22 protein-coding genes are annotated in these 16,873 nt (G+C 70.9%); 8 read left to right on the top strand and 14 right to left on the bottom strand.

The features are described from left to right. The first annotated feature begins 61 nt into the window (after nt 1-61). Nucleotides 62-529, top strand: a complete 468-nt coding sequence (locus BV453_RS08960) for a hypothetical protein (RefSeq protein ID WP_025105166.1) — start codon at nt 62-64, stop codon at nt 527-529. Between the two features lie 22 nt (nt 530-551). Here BV453_RS08960 and BV453_RS08955 read toward each other — a convergent pair whose 3' ends face one another. Beyond that, nucleotides 552-1,412 (bottom strand): ribokinase, encoded by an 861-nt coding sequence (locus tag BV453_RS08955; RefSeq protein WP_249521406.1) that lies wholly within the window; start codon nt 1,410-1,412, stop codon nt 552-554. Nucleotides 1,413-1,461: 49 nt separating this feature from the next. On the opposite strand from BV453_RS08955, the gene BV453_RS08950 reads away from it, so the two are divergent. Beyond that, a complete protein-coding gene (locus tag BV453_RS08950; RefSeq protein WP_249521405.1) occupies nt 1,462-2,394 on the top strand; it encodes a nucleoside hydrolase in 933 nt (310 codons plus the stop codon). A gap of 3 nt (nt 2,395-2,397) precedes the next feature. On the opposite strand, the gene BV453_RS08945 is transcribed toward BV453_RS08950, so the two are convergent. Continuing rightward, a complete protein-coding gene (locus tag BV453_RS08945; RefSeq protein WP_249521404.1) occupies nt 2,398-3,399 on the bottom strand; it encodes a LacI family DNA-binding transcriptional regulator in 1,002 nt (333 codons plus the stop codon). 131 nt (nt 3,400-3,530) lie between these two features. Between BV453_RS08945 and BV453_RS08940 the strand changes: the two genes are divergently transcribed. After that, nucleotides 3,531-4,940 carry an MFS transporter gene (locus tag BV453_RS08940; protein ID WP_249521403.1) on the top strand — a complete coding sequence of 470 codons (1,410 nt, stop codon included), beginning with the start codon at nt 3,531-3,533 and terminating at the stop codon, nt 4,938-4,940. A 6-nt stretch (nt 4,941-4,946) separates the two neighbouring features. On the opposite strand, the gene BV453_RS08935 is transcribed toward BV453_RS08940, so the two are convergent. The 5 genes from BV453_RS08935 to BV453_RS08915 all read right to left on the bottom strand — a co-directional run bounded on the left by BV453_RS08935 (nt 4,947) and on the right by BV453_RS08915 (nt 8,087). After that, complete coding sequence (locus BV453_RS08935) at nt 4,947-6,086, bottom strand: calcium:proton antiporter (RefSeq protein WP_249521402.1); 1,140 nt, start codon at nt 6,084-6,086, stop codon at nt 4,947-4,949. A 122-nt stretch (nt 6,087-6,208) separates the two neighbouring features. Continuing rightward, nucleotides 6,209-7,012 (bottom strand): SDR family oxidoreductase, encoded by an 804-nt coding sequence (locus BV453_RS08930; RefSeq protein ID WP_126893803.1) that lies wholly within the window; start codon nt 7,010-7,012, stop codon nt 6,209-6,211. After that, complete coding sequence (locus BV453_RS08925; RefSeq protein ID WP_062637668.1) at nt 7,009-7,482, bottom strand: MarR family winged helix-turn-helix transcriptional regulator; 474 nt, start codon at nt 7,480-7,482, stop codon at nt 7,009-7,011. Before BV453_RS08925 ends, BV453_RS08930 begins: the two co-directional genes overlap by 4 nt. Before the next feature lie 27 nt (nt 7,483-7,509). Then, on the bottom strand, nt 7,510-7,824 hold the full coding sequence (locus BV453_RS08920) for a hypothetical protein (protein ID WP_025105174.1): 315 nt from the start codon (nt 7,822-7,824) through the stop codon (nt 7,510-7,512). Further along, entirely contained in the window at nt 7,821-8,087 is a 267-nt protein-coding gene (locus BV453_RS08915; RefSeq protein WP_071328022.1) for a hypothetical protein, read from the bottom strand. The genes BV453_RS08920 and BV453_RS08915 overlap by 4 nt, the downstream gene beginning before the upstream one ends. 359 nt (nt 8,088-8,446) lie before the next feature. Here BV453_RS08915 and BV453_RS16615 point away from each other — a divergent pair, with 359 nt between their 5' ends. Continuing rightward, nucleotides 8,447-8,581 (top strand): hypothetical protein, encoded by a 135-nt coding sequence (locus tag BV453_RS16615; protein ID WP_283398921.1) that lies wholly within the window; start codon nt 8,447-8,449, stop codon nt 8,579-8,581. Nucleotides 8,582-8,718: 137 nt separating this feature from the next. After that, complete coding sequence (locus tag BV453_RS08910) at nt 8,719-9,033, top strand: hypothetical protein (RefSeq protein WP_126893805.1); 315 nt, start codon at nt 8,719-8,721, stop codon at nt 9,031-9,033. Nucleotides 9,034-9,041: 8 nt separating this feature from the next. Here the strand turns inward: BV453_RS08910 and BV453_RS08905 are convergent, their stop codons facing one another. The 4 genes from BV453_RS08905 to BV453_RS08890 form a co-directional block, all read right to left on the bottom strand. Beyond that, a complete protein-coding gene (locus BV453_RS08905) occupies nt 9,042-10,019 on the bottom strand; it encodes an SRPBCC family protein (protein WP_249521401.1) in 978 nt (325 codons plus the stop codon). Next, nucleotides 10,016-10,261 carry a hypothetical protein gene (locus tag BV453_RS08900; RefSeq protein WP_062637658.1) on the bottom strand — a complete coding sequence of 82 codons (246 nt, stop codon included), beginning with the start codon at nt 10,259-10,261 and terminating at the stop codon, nt 10,016-10,018. The genes BV453_RS08905 and BV453_RS08900 overlap by 4 nt, the downstream gene beginning before the upstream one ends. A 69-nt stretch (nt 10,262-10,330) precedes the next feature. Continuing rightward, nucleotides 10,331-11,515 (bottom strand): zinc-dependent alcohol dehydrogenase, encoded by a 1,185-nt coding sequence (locus BV453_RS08895; RefSeq protein ID WP_249521455.1) that lies wholly within the window; start codon nt 11,513-11,515, stop codon nt 10,331-10,333. 103 nt (nt 11,516-11,618) lie between these two features. Then, complete coding sequence (locus BV453_RS08890; RefSeq protein ID WP_249521400.1) at nt 11,619-12,947, bottom strand: cytochrome P450; 1,329 nt, start codon at nt 12,945-12,947, stop codon at nt 11,619-11,621. Nucleotides 12,948-13,095: 148 nt separating this feature from the next. Between BV453_RS08890 and BV453_RS08885 the strand changes: the two genes are divergently transcribed. Then, nucleotides 13,096-13,533 (top strand): SRPBCC family protein, encoded by a 438-nt coding sequence (locus BV453_RS08885; protein ID WP_126893808.1) that lies wholly within the window; start codon nt 13,096-13,098, stop codon nt 13,531-13,533. Nucleotides 13,534-13,548: 15 nt separating this feature from the next. On the opposite strand, the gene BV453_RS08880 is transcribed toward BV453_RS08885, so the two are convergent. Then, nucleotides 13,549-14,370 (bottom strand): shikimate 5-dehydrogenase, encoded by an 822-nt coding sequence (locus BV453_RS08880; RefSeq protein WP_308195717.1) that lies wholly within the window; start codon nt 14,368-14,370, stop codon nt 13,549-13,551. 480 nt (nt 14,371-14,850) lie between these two features. On the opposite strand from BV453_RS08880, the gene BV453_RS08875 reads away from it, so the two are divergent. Further along, nucleotides 14,851-15,057: a cold-shock protein gene (locus BV453_RS08875; protein WP_017203899.1), complete on the top strand. Its 207-nt coding sequence runs from the start codon at nt 14,851-14,853 to the stop codon at nt 15,055-15,057. Between the two features lie 92 nt (nt 15,058-15,149). Here the strand turns inward: BV453_RS08875 and BV453_RS08870 are convergent, their stop codons facing one another. After that, entirely contained in the window at nt 15,150-15,815 is a 666-nt protein-coding gene (locus BV453_RS08870; protein ID WP_249521399.1) for an HAD hydrolase-like protein, read from the bottom strand. A gap of 144 nt (nt 15,816-15,959) precedes the next feature. Here BV453_RS08870 and BV453_RS08865 point away from each other — a divergent pair, with 144 nt between their 5' ends. Beyond that, nucleotides 15,960-16,175: a hypothetical protein gene (locus tag BV453_RS08865; RefSeq protein WP_085604211.1), complete on the top strand. Its 216-nt coding sequence runs from the start codon at nt 15,960-15,962 to the stop codon at nt 16,173-16,175. 2 nt (nt 16,176-16,177) lie between these two features. Here the strand turns inward: BV453_RS08865 and nucS are convergent, their stop codons facing one another. Continuing rightward, nucleotides 16,178-16,873, bottom strand: coding sequence for an endonuclease NucS (nucS, locus tag BV453_RS08860; protein WP_060923428.1), 696 nt, complete (start codon nt 16,871-16,873; stop codon nt 16,178-16,180).

Genomic DNA, 16,873 nt, shown 5'->3' with positions numbered 1-16,873 from the left:
AGCGTCGTCCGTGGCGGGTGCGTCCACCCGCCACGGGCGATCCCGGTCGAAGGAGGAGCCCATGATGTCCACACGCCACCGCAGCACTTCGCGCCTCGCGGCACCGATCCTGATCCTCGGTCTCCTGCTCAGCGGTTGCTCCCCCGCCGCCGAGGAGCCGGCCCCGACGCGCACGGCCGCGGAGGGGGCGCCGCAGATCCCCGGTGAGGACGAGGGGGTCGTCGGAGCGACGAGCGTGCCGGAGGACGTGCCGGACGCCCCAGAGGTGCGCGCCGGGACCCAGATCACGACCTGCACCACGGAGGACGACGGCGGGACGGCGGAAGGCGTGGTCGGCAATCCCACGGACGCGGACGCGACCTACGTCGTGACCGTGTTCTTCACCACCGATGCGGCCACGGTCGTCGGGTCCGGTCAAGCGACGGTGGAGGTCCCCGCCGGCGAGGAGGCCGACTGGTCCCTCACCGCGGACTTCGTGCCGCCGAGCGACCTCCGCTGCGCGCTGCGCGGAGCGGGCGCCGCGTCCTGACCCGATCCCGGTCGCGGGGGCGCTACGACACGGGCACGTAGCGCGCGATCGGCTCGAAGGGCGGCTGCGAGGAGAGGTCCGCGACAGCGGCCGCGCCGACAGCGCAGGCCGTCTGCAGGGCCGCTCGCGGGGAGAGTCCGCTCTGCAGGGCAAGCACGAGCGCGGCGCAGAAGGCGTCCCCCGCGCCCACGGTGTTGACGGCGCGGGTGGGCACGCCGTCCGCCCGGGCGATCTCCTCGCCGCCGCGGAACAGGGCCGCGCCCGCGGCGCCGTAGGTCACGGCGACGAGTGCGGCATCCGCCAGCTCGGGCATCAGCTCGCGCTCGGTCTCGTTCACGATGAACAGATCCACCCGCTCGAGCAGCGCGTCAGGGAGGGGCCGTGCGGGGGCGGCGTTGACCGCGACGAACCCTTCGGCGCGGGCGACCACGTTCTCGACGACGGACAGCGCGATCTCCAGCTGCAGCAGAACGGCCTCGTCCGGCGCGAAGGCGACGCCCTCGGGGGAGACGAGCTCGTTCGCGCCGGGACACACCGCGATCTGGTTCTCGGCCTCGGCGTCCACGACGATCAGCGCGGTCCCGGTGGGTGCGGCGACCTGGCGGAGATCGGTGGTGTCGACGCCGGCCCTCGCGAGCTCCTCGCGCATCCAGGCGCCGTCGGCGTCCGCCCCCACCGCGCCCACCATGCGGACCCGCCCTCCCAGCTTCGCGGCGGCGACGGCCTGGTTGGCGCCCTTGCCGCCGAGGTCGCGGGAGAGTCGGCCCCCGGCGACCGTCTCCCCGGCGGTCGGGAGCCGGTCGACGAAGGCGGTGAGGTCGACGTTCGCGCTTCCGACGACGACGAGGGCGGGGGCGAGGACGGCGTCCGGCTTGACGTTCATGAGAAAGAGTGTAAACGTTTACGCACACCCGATTGCAAAGGAGCACCCCATGCCCGTCCCCGTCCTCCTCGACTGCGACCCCGGCCACGACGACGTCTTCGCCATCTGGCTGGCGGCCGGGAACGAGCAGATCGACCTCCGCGGCGTCACCACCGTCGGCGGCAACGGCTACCTGGAGCACACCACCCGGAATGCGCAGATCGCCCTGACGGTCGCGGGCGTGACCGGCGTGCCGGTCGCGGCGGGAGCCGACAAGCCGCTCCGCCGTGAGCTCACGCCGGGGGCCTGGATCCACGGCGACAACGCCCTCGGCGGACCCGTCCTCCCTGAGCCCACGGTCCCGCTCGACCCGCGGCACGCCGTCGACTTCCTCGCGGAGACCCTGAACGCGTCCCCGGAGCCGATCACGGTGATCCCCACGGGCCCCCTGACGAACATCGCCCTGCTCCTCCAGCAGCACCCGGAGGCCGCCCGCAAGATCAAGGAGATCATCTGGATGGGCGGATCGACCGGGCGAGGCAACGTCGGCGCCTACCCCGAGTTCAACGCCTGGGCCGACCCCGAGGCGGCCGCGGTCGTGTTCGCGTCCGGTCTGCCGCTCACCATGGTCGGACTCAACATCTCCCATCAGGCCCTCATCACCGAGGAGGTCGTGCAGCGGATCGCGGCGGTCGGCAACCGCACGGCCGCGTTCGGTGTCGAGCTGCTGCGCTTCTTCTCCGCGTCGTACGACCGGGCCGAGGGGATGCCGGAGGGGCCGCTGCACGATCCGATCACCGTCGCCATCGCGATCGATCGCGCCGTCGCCACCGTGCAGCGCTGCCACGTCGACATCGAGACGGCGGGCGAGTTCACGGCCGGTGCGACCTGCGTCGACCTCCACGACATGCTGGGCAAGGAGCCCAACGCCGACATCGCGCTGACCCTGGACGTGCCGGCCTTCTGGAATCTGGTGACGGATGCCGTCGCAGCGCTGGCCTGACGATCACGCGCCCGGCGGGGGAGACGTCGACTCCGCCACGCGCAGAGTCGGCGTCACGCGCCGCAGGGCGTATGGCGTCTCCGGATCGTCCATCCGCCGCACGAGCGCTTCCACCGCTTCCGCGGCGAGCTCGTCGAACGGCTGGACCACGGTCGTGAGCCGCGGCTCGCACACGTCCGCCAGCATGGTGCCGTCGAACCCTGTGATGAGGATGTCGCCCGGGACGCGCAGGCCTGCGCGCTTCAACGCGGCGATCGCGCCCGCGGCGACCAGGTCGTCCCCCGCGACGATCGCATCGGGAAGCGGACCGCGGGCCCGCAGCCGCGCGACGGCGGACTCTCCGAAGGAGAGAAGGTACTCACCGAACACGTTCTCCTCCACCGGCAGCGACCGCGCGCGGACGATCGACTCGAACGCGGCGCGGCGCTCGCGGCCGACCGACGTCACGTCGTTGCCCGACACAAGGACGATGCGAGAGGCGCCGCGGGAGGCCAGATGGTCGACGGCGAGCCCGATGCCATGATCGTTGTCCACCCCGACGAAGTCGGCATCGAGGTCCAGCACCCGCCGGTCGACCTGGACCAGCGGGAGCCGCTGGGCGGTGTCGGCGACGGCGTCGAAGGACAGCTCCGCGTCGGACGGAACGACGAAGACCCCCTCGACACGGCGCTCGACGAGCATGCGCAGGCGGGCGCGCTCGCGGTCGACATCGCCGTGCGAGTCCGCGATGACGAGATCGAACCCGCGACGCTGCAGGTGGTCCTCGAGCCGATGGACGAGTTCGCCGTAGAACGGGTTGCTGATCACCGGGACGACGACGCCGATGGTCGCGACCGTGCCCTCGCGCAGACCGCGGCCGATGAGGTTGACCCGGTAGCCGAGCTGCTCGGCCACCCGCGCCACATGCTCCGCGGTGGCTCCGGACACGCGCTCCTTGCCGTTCAGCGCGCGGGACACCGTGGCGATCGACACCCCGGCCGCGGCTGCCACATCGTGCAGCGTCACCGACGGCTTCCTCATCCGCACCTCGACTCCCGACGGGCACCGACATCGGCGCCTCGACTCCCAAGATAAGCCGCGCGTAAAGGATTACGCATTCCGGCGCCCCCGCACCGACACGAAGAAGTGAGTACGACATGCACACCACCGCCCTCCGGCCCCGAACGGCCGTCGCGCCCCTGATGGTCGCCCTCCTCGCGGCCTGCCTCGCGTTCCAGCTCAACGCGAGCATGCTCAGCCCGGCGCTGGTCACGATGGAGCGCGAGCTCGACGCGACGGCCTCCGAGATCGCCGCCACCCAGACGGTGTTCTTCACCGCCGCCGCCCTGTTCACGCTCTTCCTCCCGCGGCTGGGCGACCTCATCGGACGGCGCCGGGTGCTCGTCGGCATGCTCGTGGTGATGGCGGTCGGCTGCGTGGTCGCGGCGCTCGCGACCAACGTCCCGATGCTCTTCGTCGGCCGCCTCATCCAGGGTGTCTCCGGTCCCGTCGTCCCGCTGTGTCTGATCATGCTGCGCGCGGCCGTCAGCGACCCGAAGATGTACGGCACCCTGCTCGGCGTCGTGACAGCCGTCAACGGCGGGATCGCCGGCGGCGACGCGCTGCTCGGCGGCTACCTCGCCACGAACCACGGTTTCGCCTCGATCTTCTGGACCATGGCCGGCGTCGCCGTGGTCGCGGCACTCGTCGTGCGCCTTCTCGCCCCGGAGACGATGGCGGAGGACCGCCCGCGCATGGACTGGTGGGGGTCGTTGCTCCTGGTCGTCTCCGTCGGTTCGATGCTCATCGCCCTGAACGAGCTCGGGAAGCTCGCCGAGGCGGACGTGCTCCTGGTGGTCGTGCTGGCCGTCGTCTCCGTGGTGTCCTTCCTCGCGTTCTGGAAGCTCGAGGGTGCGCTGCGGGACCCGCTCGTCTCGCCCGCCCAGTTGAAGCAGCGTGCCACCTGGGCGCTCTCCGCGACATCGTTGCTGACCCTCTCCGGGATCTTCGCGGTGATGAACGGCGTGGTCCCTGCACTGGCGCAGGACACCGCGATGGGACTCGCGATGAGCGCGGAGGAGGTGTCGTTCTGGATCCTGATGCCGTACGCGCTGGCGGGCCTGCTGATGGGACCCCTCACCGGACGGCTCGCCGCGACGGTGGGCTACCGGGCGATGTTGCGGATCGGGCTGGTCGGCACGATCGTGGTGCTCCTGCTGATGGTCGCGAACGTCGGGACCTCGTCGCGGATCACCCTGCTGCTCCTCTCAGTCGCCGCCGGCATCACCTACGCCGGCATCGGCAACATCATGTTGAACGGCCTGGGGGTCGTGCTGTCGCCCACGGAGAAGCCGGGCTCCCTCCCCGGGCTGAACACCGGTGCGATCAACCTCGGGGCCGGGCTGAGCTTCGTCGTGATCTACGCGGCCCAGACGTCGTTCGGCGGCAGCGGGGACGCGGCGGGTGGCTACGTCGCCGCGCTCCTCACCGGTGCCGTCGTGCTCGCCGGCGCGTTGACGTTCTCCCTCTTCATCCCGAAGCCCGTCCATGCCGAGCTGACCCGCTGAGGCGGCTCAGCTGAAGAGGATGAGGACGTAGACGGCGAAGGTCGCCAGGTGCGCCGCACCGTGCATCGCGGTGACCCGCTTCGCTGCGAACGTCGTCGCCGAGAGCAGCAGCGTCACGGCGAGCATGAGGAGGTTCGCCGGCGACTCGGCGAGCACCACCTCCTGGCCGGTGAACATGCCGATCAGGAGGACCGCCGGGATGGTCAGGCCGACCGTCGAGACGAGCGCGCCGTGGCAGAGGTTGTTCACCCGCTGCGCCTCGCCGTTCAGGGCGGCGCGGATCGAGGTGATCGACTCGGGGAGGAACACGATGCCCGCGATCAGCAGTCCCGCCAGGGCGACCGGAGCGCCGAGCCGGCCGAGACCGTCGTCGAGCAGGGCCGCCATGTCGTGCGAGAGCAGCACGATCGGGACGACCGTGACGACGAGGAGCACGAGGCGGGCCAGCACCTCGACGCGGTGGGCCGCGAGCACCTCCCGGATGGGCGTCCGGGGTGCTTCCCTCCCCGCCGCGTGGACGGCCGGTCGCAGCCGCTCGTCCACCTCGGTGAAGTCATCGGCCTGCGCACCCATCTGCCGGAACAGGAAGAACGCGTAGAGGGCGAGGGTGAGCACGATGATCGGGATCTCCTGGCCGATCGTGTACGCACCGTTGTCGCCGATGAGGCCGGGGAGCCCGAACGCCAGGGCGACGAGGACCACGAGCATCGACAGGTACGCGGACGTGCCGGTGCGGTTGTGCGCCATCCCCCGATGGCGGAGGCCGCCGAGGAGGAGGGCCAGACCGATCACGAGGTTGAGGATGATCATCGACACGGCCATGACCGAGTCGCGCGCGATCGTGGCGTGCTCGCCCGGTCCGAGCATGACCGCCGAGATGAGGATCACCTCGATGAGCACGATCGACAGCGTCAGCACCAGAGAGCCGTAGGGGTCGCCCAGTCGGTGGGCGAGGGCCTCGGCCTGCTTCACGACCCCGAAGGCGCACACGAGGATGACGGCGACGATCGCGAGGAGGGCCACCACCAGGAGCGGTCCGGGCACGGGCGGCGCGAGCAGCGGGTGCAGGGCGAACAGGGCGGCGAACGCCCCCCACCCCAGCGCCACGCGCAGCACATCGGTAGGGGTGATGAACGACCGGATCATGACGGACTCCTTCATGAGTCAGTCGTCGTGTGCGGGTACTGCTCCCTCGTCCGCTGCTCCGGGTGCCGGAGACACCCTCAGGATACCCGTGCTCCCGGAACAGCGGCTGAGCAGCGCGGGACTCAGCCCTGCGGGGCGTCGTTCCAGGACCAGATGTCGTCGCCGCGCAGCACCGCGTCGGCCCCGCCGTCGCAGTAGATCGTCTGTCCCGCCATGTGGGTGTTGGCCGGGCTGGTCAGCCAGACGAGCAGCTCGGCGATGGAGGACGCCGGCTGGTGGTAGTTCAGCGGCATCGGCACGGCGGCGTCCACCATGGCCAGGCCCTCGGGCGAGTCGAGCAGGCCGGCCGTCATCGCCGTGGTGACGGTGCCGGGGGCGACCGCGTTCAGCGGGATGCCCGCTCCCGCCCACGCCGGGGTGACGCTCTCGCGACGGACCCAGCGCGACAGGGCGCGCTTGCTGGACGAGTAGTTGAGGAACCCGGCCTCGGGGGTCGCCGCCAGACGGTCGCCGATCTCGATCGCGCGCGCCTCGTCGCCGGCGAGTGCGGCGTCGACGAGCTCGGGCGACACCGGCTGCAGCGAGGCCATCGACGACACCACGGCGGCGCGCGGCGCATCGGCCAGGCTCAGCGTGGGCTGCAGCGCGGTCAGGAACTCCGTCACGCCGAAGAAGTTGATGGACACCGTCTTCGAGATCGGAGCCGAGATGCCGGCGCAGGCGATGACGGCGTCGATCCCGTCGTCGGCCGCCTCCACCACGGCGCTCGCCGCGGCCAGCCGGCCCTCGTGGGTGGACAGATCCCCGTCGACCTCGGCGCCGGCGAGGTCGACGCCGATCACGGTGTGGCCTTGGGCGCGGAGCAGCTCGGTGGTGGCGGCGCCGATGCCGGATGCGGATCCGGTGACGACATAGGTGCGGGTCATGAGGTTTCCTCCTTGATGGACACGACCGGCGGCGTGCCGGACAGTGCGGTGACGAAGCGGCCGAGCTGGCGGCGGAATCCGTCGATCTCGTCCGGTGACCAGCCTGCGAGCGCATCGTCGACCATCCGATGGCCGGCCTCGACCAGGCGCGCATAGGCCGTCCGGCCCGCGTCCGTCAGGCGCACCTCGACCGTGCGTCCCGAGCGCACGGGGTCGACGACGCCCTGCGTCGCCATGCGGGCGACGAGCTTCGACGTGGTCGGCCGCGACAGTGTCGCGTGCGCGGCCAGGTCGCCGAAGCCCATCGCACCGCCGTTCATCCCGAGCAGGTAGAGCGCGCGGATGGCGGACGGATCGAGGGCGACGTCGACGGCTTCGGCGACCTGACGTTGCAGGTCGCTCTCACTCCATTCCGACACCACCCGGACGAGGGCCAGGTGGATGCCGGCGACGTCTTCGCCGGTGGTCATGTGTCCAGGGTACGCCTCAAAGTTGCCTCAGGCAACAGTTGTGATGTACCCCGCGCTCGCCGTGTCCTCCACGAGCGCGAAGAAGTGTCGACCGCCCGCGCGCCGCGCGCGCCGCCACCGGCGCTGCTGCCCGTCGCCGTAGTCGAGCACGATCCACGCGGGCGCAGGCGTGCCCTGCGGGCCGAGGACGAACGAGCACGCCCCGAGGCCGGGGGAGGCGAGCTCGGCGACGAAGCGGTCGTCCCCGGGGGTGAACGGCGCCGTGTCATGGAGCTCGGCCGGCTGCAGGCGGAGGACGGTGTCGGCGTGTTCCTGGGTCTCCGTGCGGAGCCGGCGCCTCATGCGGCACCGCCCTGGCGTGCCGCCCACTCCCGGGTGTCCCGAAGGCCGTGCGCATCGAGGTAGGCGCGGATCACGTCCGCGGTCAGGCGGATCTGCGCCTCCGTGCCCATCGCCGCCTGCATGACGCCGATCGCGGGCGCCGGCTTGCCGTCCACCCGCTCGAGCGCCTCCCAGACGATGTCCTCGCGGCCGCCGCGGCCGAGGGCGTGCGGCATCGAGGTGAACCCCGTCCTGCGCTGATCAGTGGGTCGTGTCTCTGGCATGCGTGTTCCTCTCTCGGGGCGGATGGGCAGGCTCGCGCCGAGGGACTTGGGTCCCTCGCGAGGCGCACGTCGGACGGCGGGGTGGTCTCCCCGGGGTTGGTGCGCGTGATGGGGTGGCGCGCGCTCCGCCGGCGGCCCGGTGAGGGGCGTGCGGAGCGGTCGGCCTGGCTGGTTGCTGTCCTTCGACGGTACCACGTTATTTTGAGTCATTCAAAAGAAGTGGCGAATCGTCTGCACGCCGGGTGGGGTCCTGAGCGATTGCCGCGTGCGTTTTTCTCCCGTTCAGCGGGAAATTTGACTTCCCTGTGCTTCCGGGTATGGTCGGGGGTTACGCCAGCCAGTCACAAAGGGGAAGCGCCATGTCAGGAAAGTCCACACCGGGTCGCGCAGGGAAGAAGGCGCCGCAGCTCTCGCTCAAGGAGAAGCGGGCGGCGAAGCGCGCGAAGAACGCCCCGAACGAGTTCCTCAAGCCTCGCAAGGGCGCGAAGAGCTGAGGACTCCGGCCCGGTGGGGGTGGCGGTGCTCCGCCGCGCCCACCGGGGCTACCGGGGCGACGGCGACCTGTCAACGGGCCTTGTCCTCAGCGCGGATCCGACGCACTCTGGAGTCCCCGCTACGAGAGGAGCGCGTCATGTCGAATCCGGAAGCCTTCATGTACCCGGACGAGCCGTTGCTGTCGGAGGAGGCTCTGCGGCTCGCGGAGGAGGACGCCGCCGCCGAGGCCGAGGAGGAACCGTCCCGCGAGGGCGTCGCGGCGCATCTCGCCGAACGGGGCGGCGACGACCCCGACGCCCTGCAGGACGTGCCCGCCGGTGGCGCCGGTGCGGACGCCGGTGCCGGAAACGCGGCCCGCGTCGACCCGTCGTCGAAGAACCCGCCGGAGCCCGCCTACGAGTCGACCCACAGCAAGGAGCCGGGTGTCGGTCCGCGGCACGAGGGCGACTGATCCGACGCTCAGCGGAAGAGGCGGGTGATCCCGCTCTCCACCTGCGCGAGCTGGATGAAGACGAGGCCGCGCCAGAGCGGACGCAGCGGTGCCCGCAGTGCCCGTCGCACCGGACCGCGGGGCCCGGTCTCCCACGTGATCGTCGCGCGGAGCTGCGTCCCTCCCGCGGCCGGTTCGAGTGCCATCGTGAGGGTGCGCGGATTCGCATGGGGCGCGTCGGGGTACTCGAAGCGCCAGGTGAGCGCCCCGTCATTTTCGTCCCGGATCACGCAGAGGCGATGGAATTCGGGCTTGCGGCGCAGGGGTCGTCCGTCCGGCGATGTGGTCGGGGCGAACGCCTCCCAGGGGCCGTCACTCCCGGCGGGGAGGACGCCGGCGACGCTCTGCTCCCACTCCGGGAGCCGTTCAGGATCGGCGAGCACCGCCCGGACCTCGGCGTCGGCGGCCGGCACGAACATCGAGCGGGACCCGGTGATCCCCCCGGCGACCGGCTTTCGGCCCGGCTGAGGGGAGCGCGCGGTGCCTTCGACCTCGTCGAGCTGGGCCGTGAGGTCGTCTTCCGTCACGGCCAGCCGGCCGAGGATGGCGGCGATCAGGCCGCTGGGTTCCGCGAGCAGGGCGCGAAGCACGGCGGCGGAGTCCCCGCGGCGACCTCCTTGGGATGCGGCTCGGAGGACCGCGAGGGCACGCTCGGTCCAGTCGTAGCCGTCGGTCTCGTGGAAGACGATCCGACCCGGACCCACCGCCGGGGCATCGATCCCCATGGCGAGGAGCTGCCCCGCGTGCTGCGCCTCGACGGCGGCCCGGGCGGAATCGAGGCGGATCCCGGCCCTCCGGAGCACCTGCCCGCCGGTGTCCGCATCGAGCGTGAGAGCGAGCAGCAGATGATCGATGTCCGCGTCATGCACGCCGAGGCGCGACGCCTCCTCCATCGCCGCGAGCGACAGCGTGTGCATGGTGGCAGCCGCCTGCGTGAACCGGCTCATGCGTTCCTCCGCGGCACCGGGATGGTCGGATCGATGCGGCGGCTGTGCTTCTTGTGCACGGCCTGCCGCGTGACGCCGAGGGCATCCGCGATGGTCTGCCAGCTCATTCCGGCGCGGAGCGCGGCCTCCACCTGACGCAGCTCGAGCGCGTCGGCGAGGGTCCGCAGCGAAGCCACGGCGCGCAGCCCGGCACGCGGATCGGTCGTGTCCGCCGCGGTGCGGGCGATGTCGAGGGACTCCATGCTGTCAACCTACGTTGCTTGCCGAGGCTCTGTCAACCCGGGTTGCTCCAGGGCCCCTCGACGTGCCCGTCAGGCGCTGGAGGGGTGCAGCACGACCTTGATGCAGCCGTCCTTCTTCTCCTGGAACGTCCGGTACAGCTCCGGGGCGTCCTCCAGCGCCGCGTGATGCGTCGTCAGATCCATCACGCCGAGCGGGTCGGATGGGTCCTCGACGAGGGGGAGGAGGTCGTCGATCCAGTTCTTCACGTTGCACTGCCCCATCCGCAGGCTGATCTGCTTGTCGAACAGGGTCTTCATCGGCAGGATGTCGGCGTCGCCCGCATACACACCGCTCAGCGAGACCGTGCCGCCTCGGCGGACGGCGTCGATCGAGGCGTACACCGCCGCGAGCCGGTCGACACCGGCCTTGTCGAGCATCTGCCGCGCTGCGGGATCGGGCAACAGGCCCACCGCTTTCTGCAGGAACTCCACTCCGCTGTTGCCGTGCGCTTCCAGCCCCACCGCATCCACCACGGCGTCGGCGCCACGGCCTTCCGTGGCATCGCGGATCTCCTCGACGGTCGTGTCGGTGAGGTCGAGCGTCTCGATGCCGTGCCGCTCGGCCATCGCGCGCCGCTCCGCCACCGGTTCGACCGCGATGACGCGGTGGCCGCGGTGGCGGGCGATCCGGCTGACGAACTGTCCGACGGGTCCGAGGCCCATCACCGCGAGGGTGCCGCCTTCGGGGAGCTGCGCGTACTCCACGCCCTGCCACGCCGTCGGCAGGATGTCGCTGAGGAAGAGGTAGCGCTCATCGGGCAGGTCCGGCGCCACCGGGATGTGGTTGTAGTCCGCCAGCGGCACGCGGAGGTACTCCGCCTGCCCGCCGGGGACCTGGCCGTAGAGCTTGGTGTAGCCGAAGAGCGCCGCGCCGCTGCCGTACTTGCGCACCTGGGTCGTCTCGCACTGCGATTGCAGCCCGCGGAGGCAGAAGAAGCACACGCCGCAGGCGATGGTGAAGGGGATCACCACGCGATCGCCCGGCTTCAGCTTCGTGACGTTCGCACCGACCTCCACCACGACGCCCATCGGCTCGTGTCCGAGGATGTCTCCACGGTCGAGGAACGGCCCCAGGAGCTCGTAGAGGTGCAGATCGGAGCCGCAGATGGCCGACGAGGTGATCCGGATGATGGCGTCCGCCGGCTGCTGGATCACCGGGTCGGCGACCTCCTCCACCGTCACGTTCCGCTTGCCCTGCCAGGTGAGTGCCTTCATCATGTCCTCCACGTCTCGATGTCCGTCGTCCCTCCACGCTCTCGGGCGCGCCGCAGCATGGCCACCCGGTTGACAGGCCCTGGACGACGTGCGACCCCGGGACTCAGTGGAACGGGCAGCCGCGCCCGGAAGCGGCGGCGCGCACCCGCGCTCCGGACGTGGGCTTGGTGGGCAGGCGGCGGCGATTCACGTCGAGCCCCTCGTCGAGCACCGTCAGCTCCGGGTCGCTCAGGACGGCGACGGCGGCGGAGAGCCCGGCGATGACGAGCTTCTCGCCGGGGCAGCGGTGACCGGTGGCGACGTCGCCCCCGCCTTGGGGGACGAAGGTCGTGATCTCCTCGTAGTCGTCCACGTCGGTGAACCGCTCGGGGGCGAAGCGCTCCGGGTGGGACCACGACCGCTCGTCGGTGTTCGTGCCGAGGATGTCGAGGACGACCCGGCCGCCCTCCGGGACCGTGACGCCGTCGATCTCGACCTCGGCGATGGTGCGACCAGGCAGCATCGGCACGAACAGTCCGGTCCGCCGCACCTCCTGCGCGACCAGGACGGCCAGCGTGCCCCCGACCAGGGCGCCGCGCTCCGTCGTCTCCGCTGCGATCCGGGTACGCCACTCGGGGTGGTCGTGCAGCTGCTTCGCGGCGAAGGCCACGAACCGCGCGGCGGCGATCATCGGGCGGATGCTGTTCTGCAGCTCGACGCCGGCCACCTGGGCGGGCAGCAGCTCGCCGTTCTCGTCGCGATGCGAGGCCCACAGGGCGAGCGCGGTGCCTTCCGGCGCTGCCAGATCGCCGGCGCGGACGGCTTCGATGAGGCGACGCGCGTGCCGGTCCGAGAAGATCCGGTTCGCGAAGGCCTCGACGTAGGCGGGGGAGTAGGGGGCGCCGAACCCGTCCACGATCTGCGCGAGGCGCGCGGCCCAGCGGGTCTGCGCCGCCGCCGTCCCCGGCAGTCCGGCCCAGCGCATCATGGCGCGCCCGAAGGCGCCGACGGCCGCGTCGTAAGCGCTGCGGGTGCCGCCGGCGCGCCAGTCCTCACGCTCGGCCGCCCATTCCCGTTCGAGGAACGGTGTGAGCCGTTCGACCTGCGTATCCTCGTACGCGGCTTCGACGAAGGTGGCCTTGCGGTGGCGGTGGGCGGTGCCGTCGAGCGCGTGCACGGACCCGTGCCCGAACAGGGGCTCGCGGACGATCCCCGGCATGGCGCCGGCGCGGGCGATGCGGCTCTCGTCGTAGAACAGCTCCACCCCCTCGGCACCGCGGACGAAGGCCGCCGGGTGCCCGAGGAGGCGCATCGGGGCCGACCGGGCGCCGGGGCGGGCTCGACGCCAGATGTGCTCGCCGAAGTCGTAGCCGCGGGTGAGCAGCGACGGCGAGTCCTCGTGCAGGACCGCGTCGACACCGTCGGACAGTCGGGAAGTCAGTCGCTGAAGCATGATGCGACCCTGACACGGGATCTCGACGGGGCCCAGGGGGAAGCATCCTCGAGACGTTTGTGCTAGCCGGACGGTCGGCTCTGCGGATGTCAAGCACCTGTCCGACCGTCTTCCGGAGCGCGCAGGATGAGGTCGGAACGGAGGAACCATGGCCACCAACACCCGCGACCTGACGTGCACCACCCATGACGTGTTCCGCGTGCTGGCGAACGGCTGGCTCTACCCCGCGTGGGTGGTCGGCGCCTCCCGCATGCGCGACGTGGACGACTCCTGGCCCGCGGCCGGGGCCCAGCTGCACCATTCGGTCGGCACGTGGCCCGCGCTCCTGGACGACACCACCGAACTGGTGGAGTGGCACCCGCCGCACCGTGCGGTCATGCGGGCGCGCGGCTGGCCGGTGGGAGAGGCGCAGGTGACGATCCGCGCGCGGACGACCCCGAGCGGATGCCAGGTGCGCATCGATGAGGAGCCGGTCAAGGGCCCGGCGACGATCCTGCCCCGGTTCCTGACCACGCCGATGCTCCGCTGGCGGAATGCGGAGACGCTGCACCGTCTCGGCTACCTGGCCGAGGGCCGCGCCTCCTGACGCGGGCTCTGTGCATCAGGCTCCGGCGCGCATGAACTCCTCGGCGGCGCGCACCTGCTCCGCCGAGGGGCGGATGCCGGTGTAGAGGACGAACTGCTCCAGCGCCTGTCGAGTCGCGACCTCGGCTCCCGAGATCACGGCCTTGCCTGCAGCGCGCCCGGCCGCGATGAGCGGCGTCTCGGCGGGCAGCGCGACGACGTCGAACACGACCGCGGCGGCGTCGATGGCCGGCTCCGGGAAGGCGAGGGTGTCGGCCTCCGCACCTCCGGCCATGCCGAGCGGGGTGACGTTCACGATCACGTCGGCCCTCGCGTCTCCGACCTCGGCGCGCCAGGCGAACCCGTACAGCTCGGCGAGGGCGCGGCCCGCCGTCTCGTTCCGGGCGACGATGGTCACGTCCGTGAAGCCGGCGTCGCGGAACGCGGCGGCCGTCGCCTTCGCCATGCCGCCCGAACCCCGGAGGAGGACCGACGACTCCGGGTCGAGGTCGTTCTCCGCGATCAGCTGCGCGATCGCCGAATAGTCGGTGTTGTGGGCCGTGAGGACGCCGTCGTCGTTCACGATCGTGTTGACGGAGTCGATGGCCTGTGCCGAGGGGTCCATGCGGTCGACGAGCGCGATGACGTCCTCTTTATAGGGCATCGAGATCGCGCACCCGCGGATGCCGAGGCCGCGCACCCCCGCGATGGCCTGCGCCAGATCGGTCGGCGCGAACGCCTTGTAGATCCAGTTCAGACCGAGGGCCTCGTACAGGTGGTTGTGGAAGCGCGTGCCGTTGTTGCTCGGCCGTGCGGACAGCGAGATGCAGAGCGTCATGTCCTTGTTCAGCATGGTCACCGAATCAGGCTACCCCTGCGTCTGTCAAGGTCCATGGCGGGAGATCGCGTCCTCCCCTATGGTGAAAGTGCATGCAAGGGGATCGATCGTCTACGCCTCTCCCCAGGAGGCGGAGGCCCTCCCCACGGGCCGGGCGATCCGTGCATGCGATTGGGCCCTCTCGAGTAGTTCAGTCCCCAATGAACTCCTCGAGAGGGCCGCTACCCGGCCGTCCGCCACGAAGATTTTCAAATTTGTCCCCCAAAAGGGGGACAAGAAGCGCGCGGAGGGGTTAGGCTGTTTCTGACGCACCCTCCGGTCGTCTTCGGCCCTCATCGCTCCCCCCGCGGTGAGGGCCACACCATTTTCCGGGCGCGTCCGCTCATGCAACATTTGGATTACCTTCTCGCAACGGCTATTCCGCCGGGGGTCCCCTCCACTAGCGTTAGCGATGTCGGTGCACCCCTGCGTCGGCTTCTACATCAGCAGAACAGGCAGTACATGAGCACCCAGGGCACGGTCAAGTGGTTCAACTCGGAGAAGGGCTTCGGCTTCATCTCCCCCGACGACGGAGGCGCTGACGTCTTCGCGCACTACTCCGCCATCCAGTCATCCGGCTACCGCTCTCTCGAAGAGAACCAGCGGGTCGAGTTCGATGTGGCGCAGGGTCCCAAGGGCCTGCAGGCAGAGAACATCCGCCCCGTCTGAGGCGGAAGCAACACCGGGAACTCCCCGTCGGATCCACGCGCAGGCGCTGACCCGGCGGGGAGTTTCGTCTTCCCTGACGGCCCTGGAGCCGGTCAGGGCAGCAGGAGTGCGCGCAGCTCGTCGACGGTCGAGACGCGGAACGCCGCGTCGTCGCCCTCGTGCGGGTCGCTGAAGCCCCAGCCGACGAAGATCACGGGCACGCCGTTGGCGAGACCGCCCTCGACGTCGTGGTGCCGGTCGCCGACGAGGACCGGGCGGGAGGTGTCGGCACCGAGCGCGCGCAGCCGTCGCAGCGCCTCGGCCACGATGTCGGTCTTGGACGCGAGCGTGGCCTCGTCCGGCGTGGCGCCCACGGTCGTGAGGAACGACGGCCGCAGTCCGAAGTGATCCACCAGGGCGTCGACCTGGTTCTCGGGCTTCGAGCTCGCCGTCGCCTGGGGGACTCCCGCCGCGTGCAGGTCATGGATCAGCTCGGCGACCCCCGGATACGTCTGCACGTCGGTCGTGTACCCGTCCGCCTTGCCGAGGGTGCGGTAGAACGCCACCGCCTCGGCCGACTGCTCCGGCGTCATCCCCGCCTGGTCCTGGAAGGACTGGAACATGGGAGGGCCGATCCAGTGCACGAGCTCCTCGCGCGTCGGCGCCGGGTGGCCGAAGTGCGTCAGGGCGATGTTCAGGCGACGCAGGATCCCGACCGAGGCGTCGACGATGGTCCCGTCGACGTCCCAGAGCACACACGAGTAAGGCGAAGAGGGCATGCCTCCAGCCTAGGGTCCCGCGAACGGGTGCCCGCCCGTCCTGCACAGGTGTGCACGAAACGGGTTCATCCACCGAACGCGTGAACACCCTTCACGCCGATCTAGAGTCGTGACAGCGGCGGGATCACGGGTGAGAATGGGGGCATGTACGTGTCGGTGGAAGTCATCACGATGCTGGCGACGGCCGCGACGACTCTCGTCGCGATCATCAGCGGATTCGGCTGGATGATCGGTCGGATGGACACGCGGTTCGCCGCGGTGGACGCGAAATTCGACCGGATCGAGCACGAGCTCACCGAGGTCAAGATCGCGATCGCGCGGCTGGAGGGTCCGCGGCCGCGACTGGTCTCGACGCGCTGAGGTCAGAAGAGGCGGGGGATGCCCGACTCGATGCCCTTCATGTCGTCGTAGTCGAGCACGAGGCACCGGATGCCGCGATCCTCGGCGAGGACGCGGGCCTGCGGCTTGATCTCCTGGGCGGCGAACACGCCCTGCACCGGGGCGAGGTGGGGGTCGCGTCCCAGGAGCTCGAGGTAGCGGGTGAGCTGCTCGACGCCGTCGATGTCGCCGCGGCGCTTGACCTCGACCGCGATCGCCACGCCGTCGGCGTCGCGCACCAGCAGGTCGACCGGGCCGATGGCCGTGGGGTACTCGCGCCGGACCAGGGTGGCGCCCTCGGCGACGCGGTCCACCTGTTCCGCGAGCAGCCGCTGCAGGTCGGCCTCGACGCCGTCCTTCTGCAGACCGGGGTCGATCCCGAGCTCGTGGCTGGAGTCGTGGATGACCTCGTAGATCTGCACGCGGAGGGCATCGCCGGTCTTCTTGTGGGTCACGCGCCACACCTCGACGACGCCGGCGCCGGCCTCCTCCTCGCCCGGTTCCTCGGTCGCGAGCACACACGGCGGGCTCATCCAGTTCAGCGGCTTGTAGCTGCCGCCGTCGGAGTGCACGAGCAGACTCCCGTCACCCTTGTGCACGAGCAGGCGGGTGGCGAGCGGAAGATGGGCGTTGAGTCGGCCGGTGTAGTCGACCGAGCAGCGGGCGATGACGAGACGCAC

The sequence above is a fragment of the Microbacterium sp. ER1 genome (genome assembly GCF_023383675.1).
In the GTDB taxonomy this organism is placed as follows: Bacteria; Actinomycetota; Actinomycetes; order Actinomycetales; family Microbacteriaceae; genus Microbacterium.
The sequence above is the reverse complement of the archived record's forward strand: the minus strand, read 5'-3'. Positions and strand labels throughout refer to the sequence as shown.

What these genes read in the sequence shown, in the direction of transcription:
- BV453_RS08915 (WP_071328022.1), bottom strand. Translation starts at nt 8,087, where the DNA reads ATGCCAGAGACACGACCCACTGATCAGCGCAGGACGGGGTTCACCTCG.
- BV453_RS08940 (WP_249521403.1), top strand. Translation starts at nt 3,531, where the DNA reads ATGCACACCACCGCCCTCCGGCCCCGAACGGCCGTCGCGCCCCTGATG.
- BV453_RS08885 (WP_126893808.1), top strand. Translation starts at nt 13,096, where the DNA reads ATGGCCACCAACACCCGCGACCTGACGTGCACCACCCATGACGTGTTC.
- BV453_RS08895 (WP_249521455.1), bottom strand. Translation starts at nt 11,515, where the DNA reads ATGAAGGCACTCACCTGGCAGGGCAAGCGGAACGTGACGGTGGAGGAG.
- BV453_RS16615 (WP_283398921.1), top strand. Translation starts at nt 8,447, where the DNA reads ATGTCAGGAAAGTCCACACCGGGTCGCGCAGGGAAGAAGGCGCCGCAG.
- BV453_RS08890 (WP_249521400.1), bottom strand. Translation starts at nt 12,947, where the DNA reads ATGCTTCAGCGACTGACTTCCCGACTGTCCGACGGTGTCGACGCGGTC.
- BV453_RS08865 (WP_085604211.1), top strand. Translation starts at nt 15,960, where the DNA reads ATGTACGTGTCGGTGGAAGTCATCACGATGCTGGCGACGGCCGCGACG.
- BV453_RS08930 (WP_126893803.1), bottom strand. Translation starts at nt 7,012, where the DNA reads ATGACCCGCACCTATGTCGTCACCGGATCCGCATCCGGCATCGGCGCC.
- BV453_RS08935 (WP_249521402.1), bottom strand. Translation starts at nt 6,086, where the DNA reads ATGATCCGGTCGTTCATCACCCCTACCGATGTGCTGCGCGTGGCGCTG.
- BV453_RS08960 (WP_025105166.1), top strand. Translation starts at nt 62, where the DNA reads ATGATGTCCACACGCCACCGCAGCACTTCGCGCCTCGCGGCACCGATC.
- BV453_RS08920 (WP_025105174.1), bottom strand. Translation starts at nt 7,824, where the DNA reads ATGAGGCGCCGGCTCCGCACGGAGACCCAGGAACACGCCGACACCGTC.
- BV453_RS08910 (WP_126893805.1), top strand. Translation starts at nt 8,719, where the DNA reads ATGTCGAATCCGGAAGCCTTCATGTACCCGGACGAGCCGTTGCTGTCG.
- BV453_RS08955 (WP_249521406.1), bottom strand. Translation starts at nt 1,412, where the DNA reads ATGAACGTCAAGCCGGACGCCGTCCTCGCCCCCGCCCTCGTCGTCGTC.
- BV453_RS08905 (WP_249521401.1), bottom strand. Translation starts at nt 10,019, where the DNA reads ATGAGCCGGTTCACGCAGGCGGCTGCCACCATGCACACGCTGTCGCTC.
- BV453_RS08950 (WP_249521405.1), top strand. Translation starts at nt 1,462, where the DNA reads ATGCCCGTCCCCGTCCTCCTCGACTGCGACCCCGGCCACGACGACGTC.
- BV453_RS08875 (WP_017203899.1), top strand. Translation starts at nt 14,851, where the DNA reads ATGAGCACCCAGGGCACGGTCAAGTGGTTCAACTCGGAGAAGGGCTTC.
- BV453_RS08925 (WP_062637668.1), bottom strand. Translation starts at nt 7,482, where the DNA reads ATGACCACCGGCGAAGACGTCGCCGGCATCCACCTGGCCCTCGTCCGG.
- BV453_RS08870 (WP_249521399.1), bottom strand. Translation starts at nt 15,815, where the DNA reads ATGCCCTCTTCGCCTTACTCGTGTGTGCTCTGGGACGTCGACGGGACC.
- BV453_RS08900 (WP_062637658.1), bottom strand. Translation starts at nt 10,261, where the DNA reads ATGGAGTCCCTCGACATCGCCCGCACCGCGGCGGACACGACCGATCCG.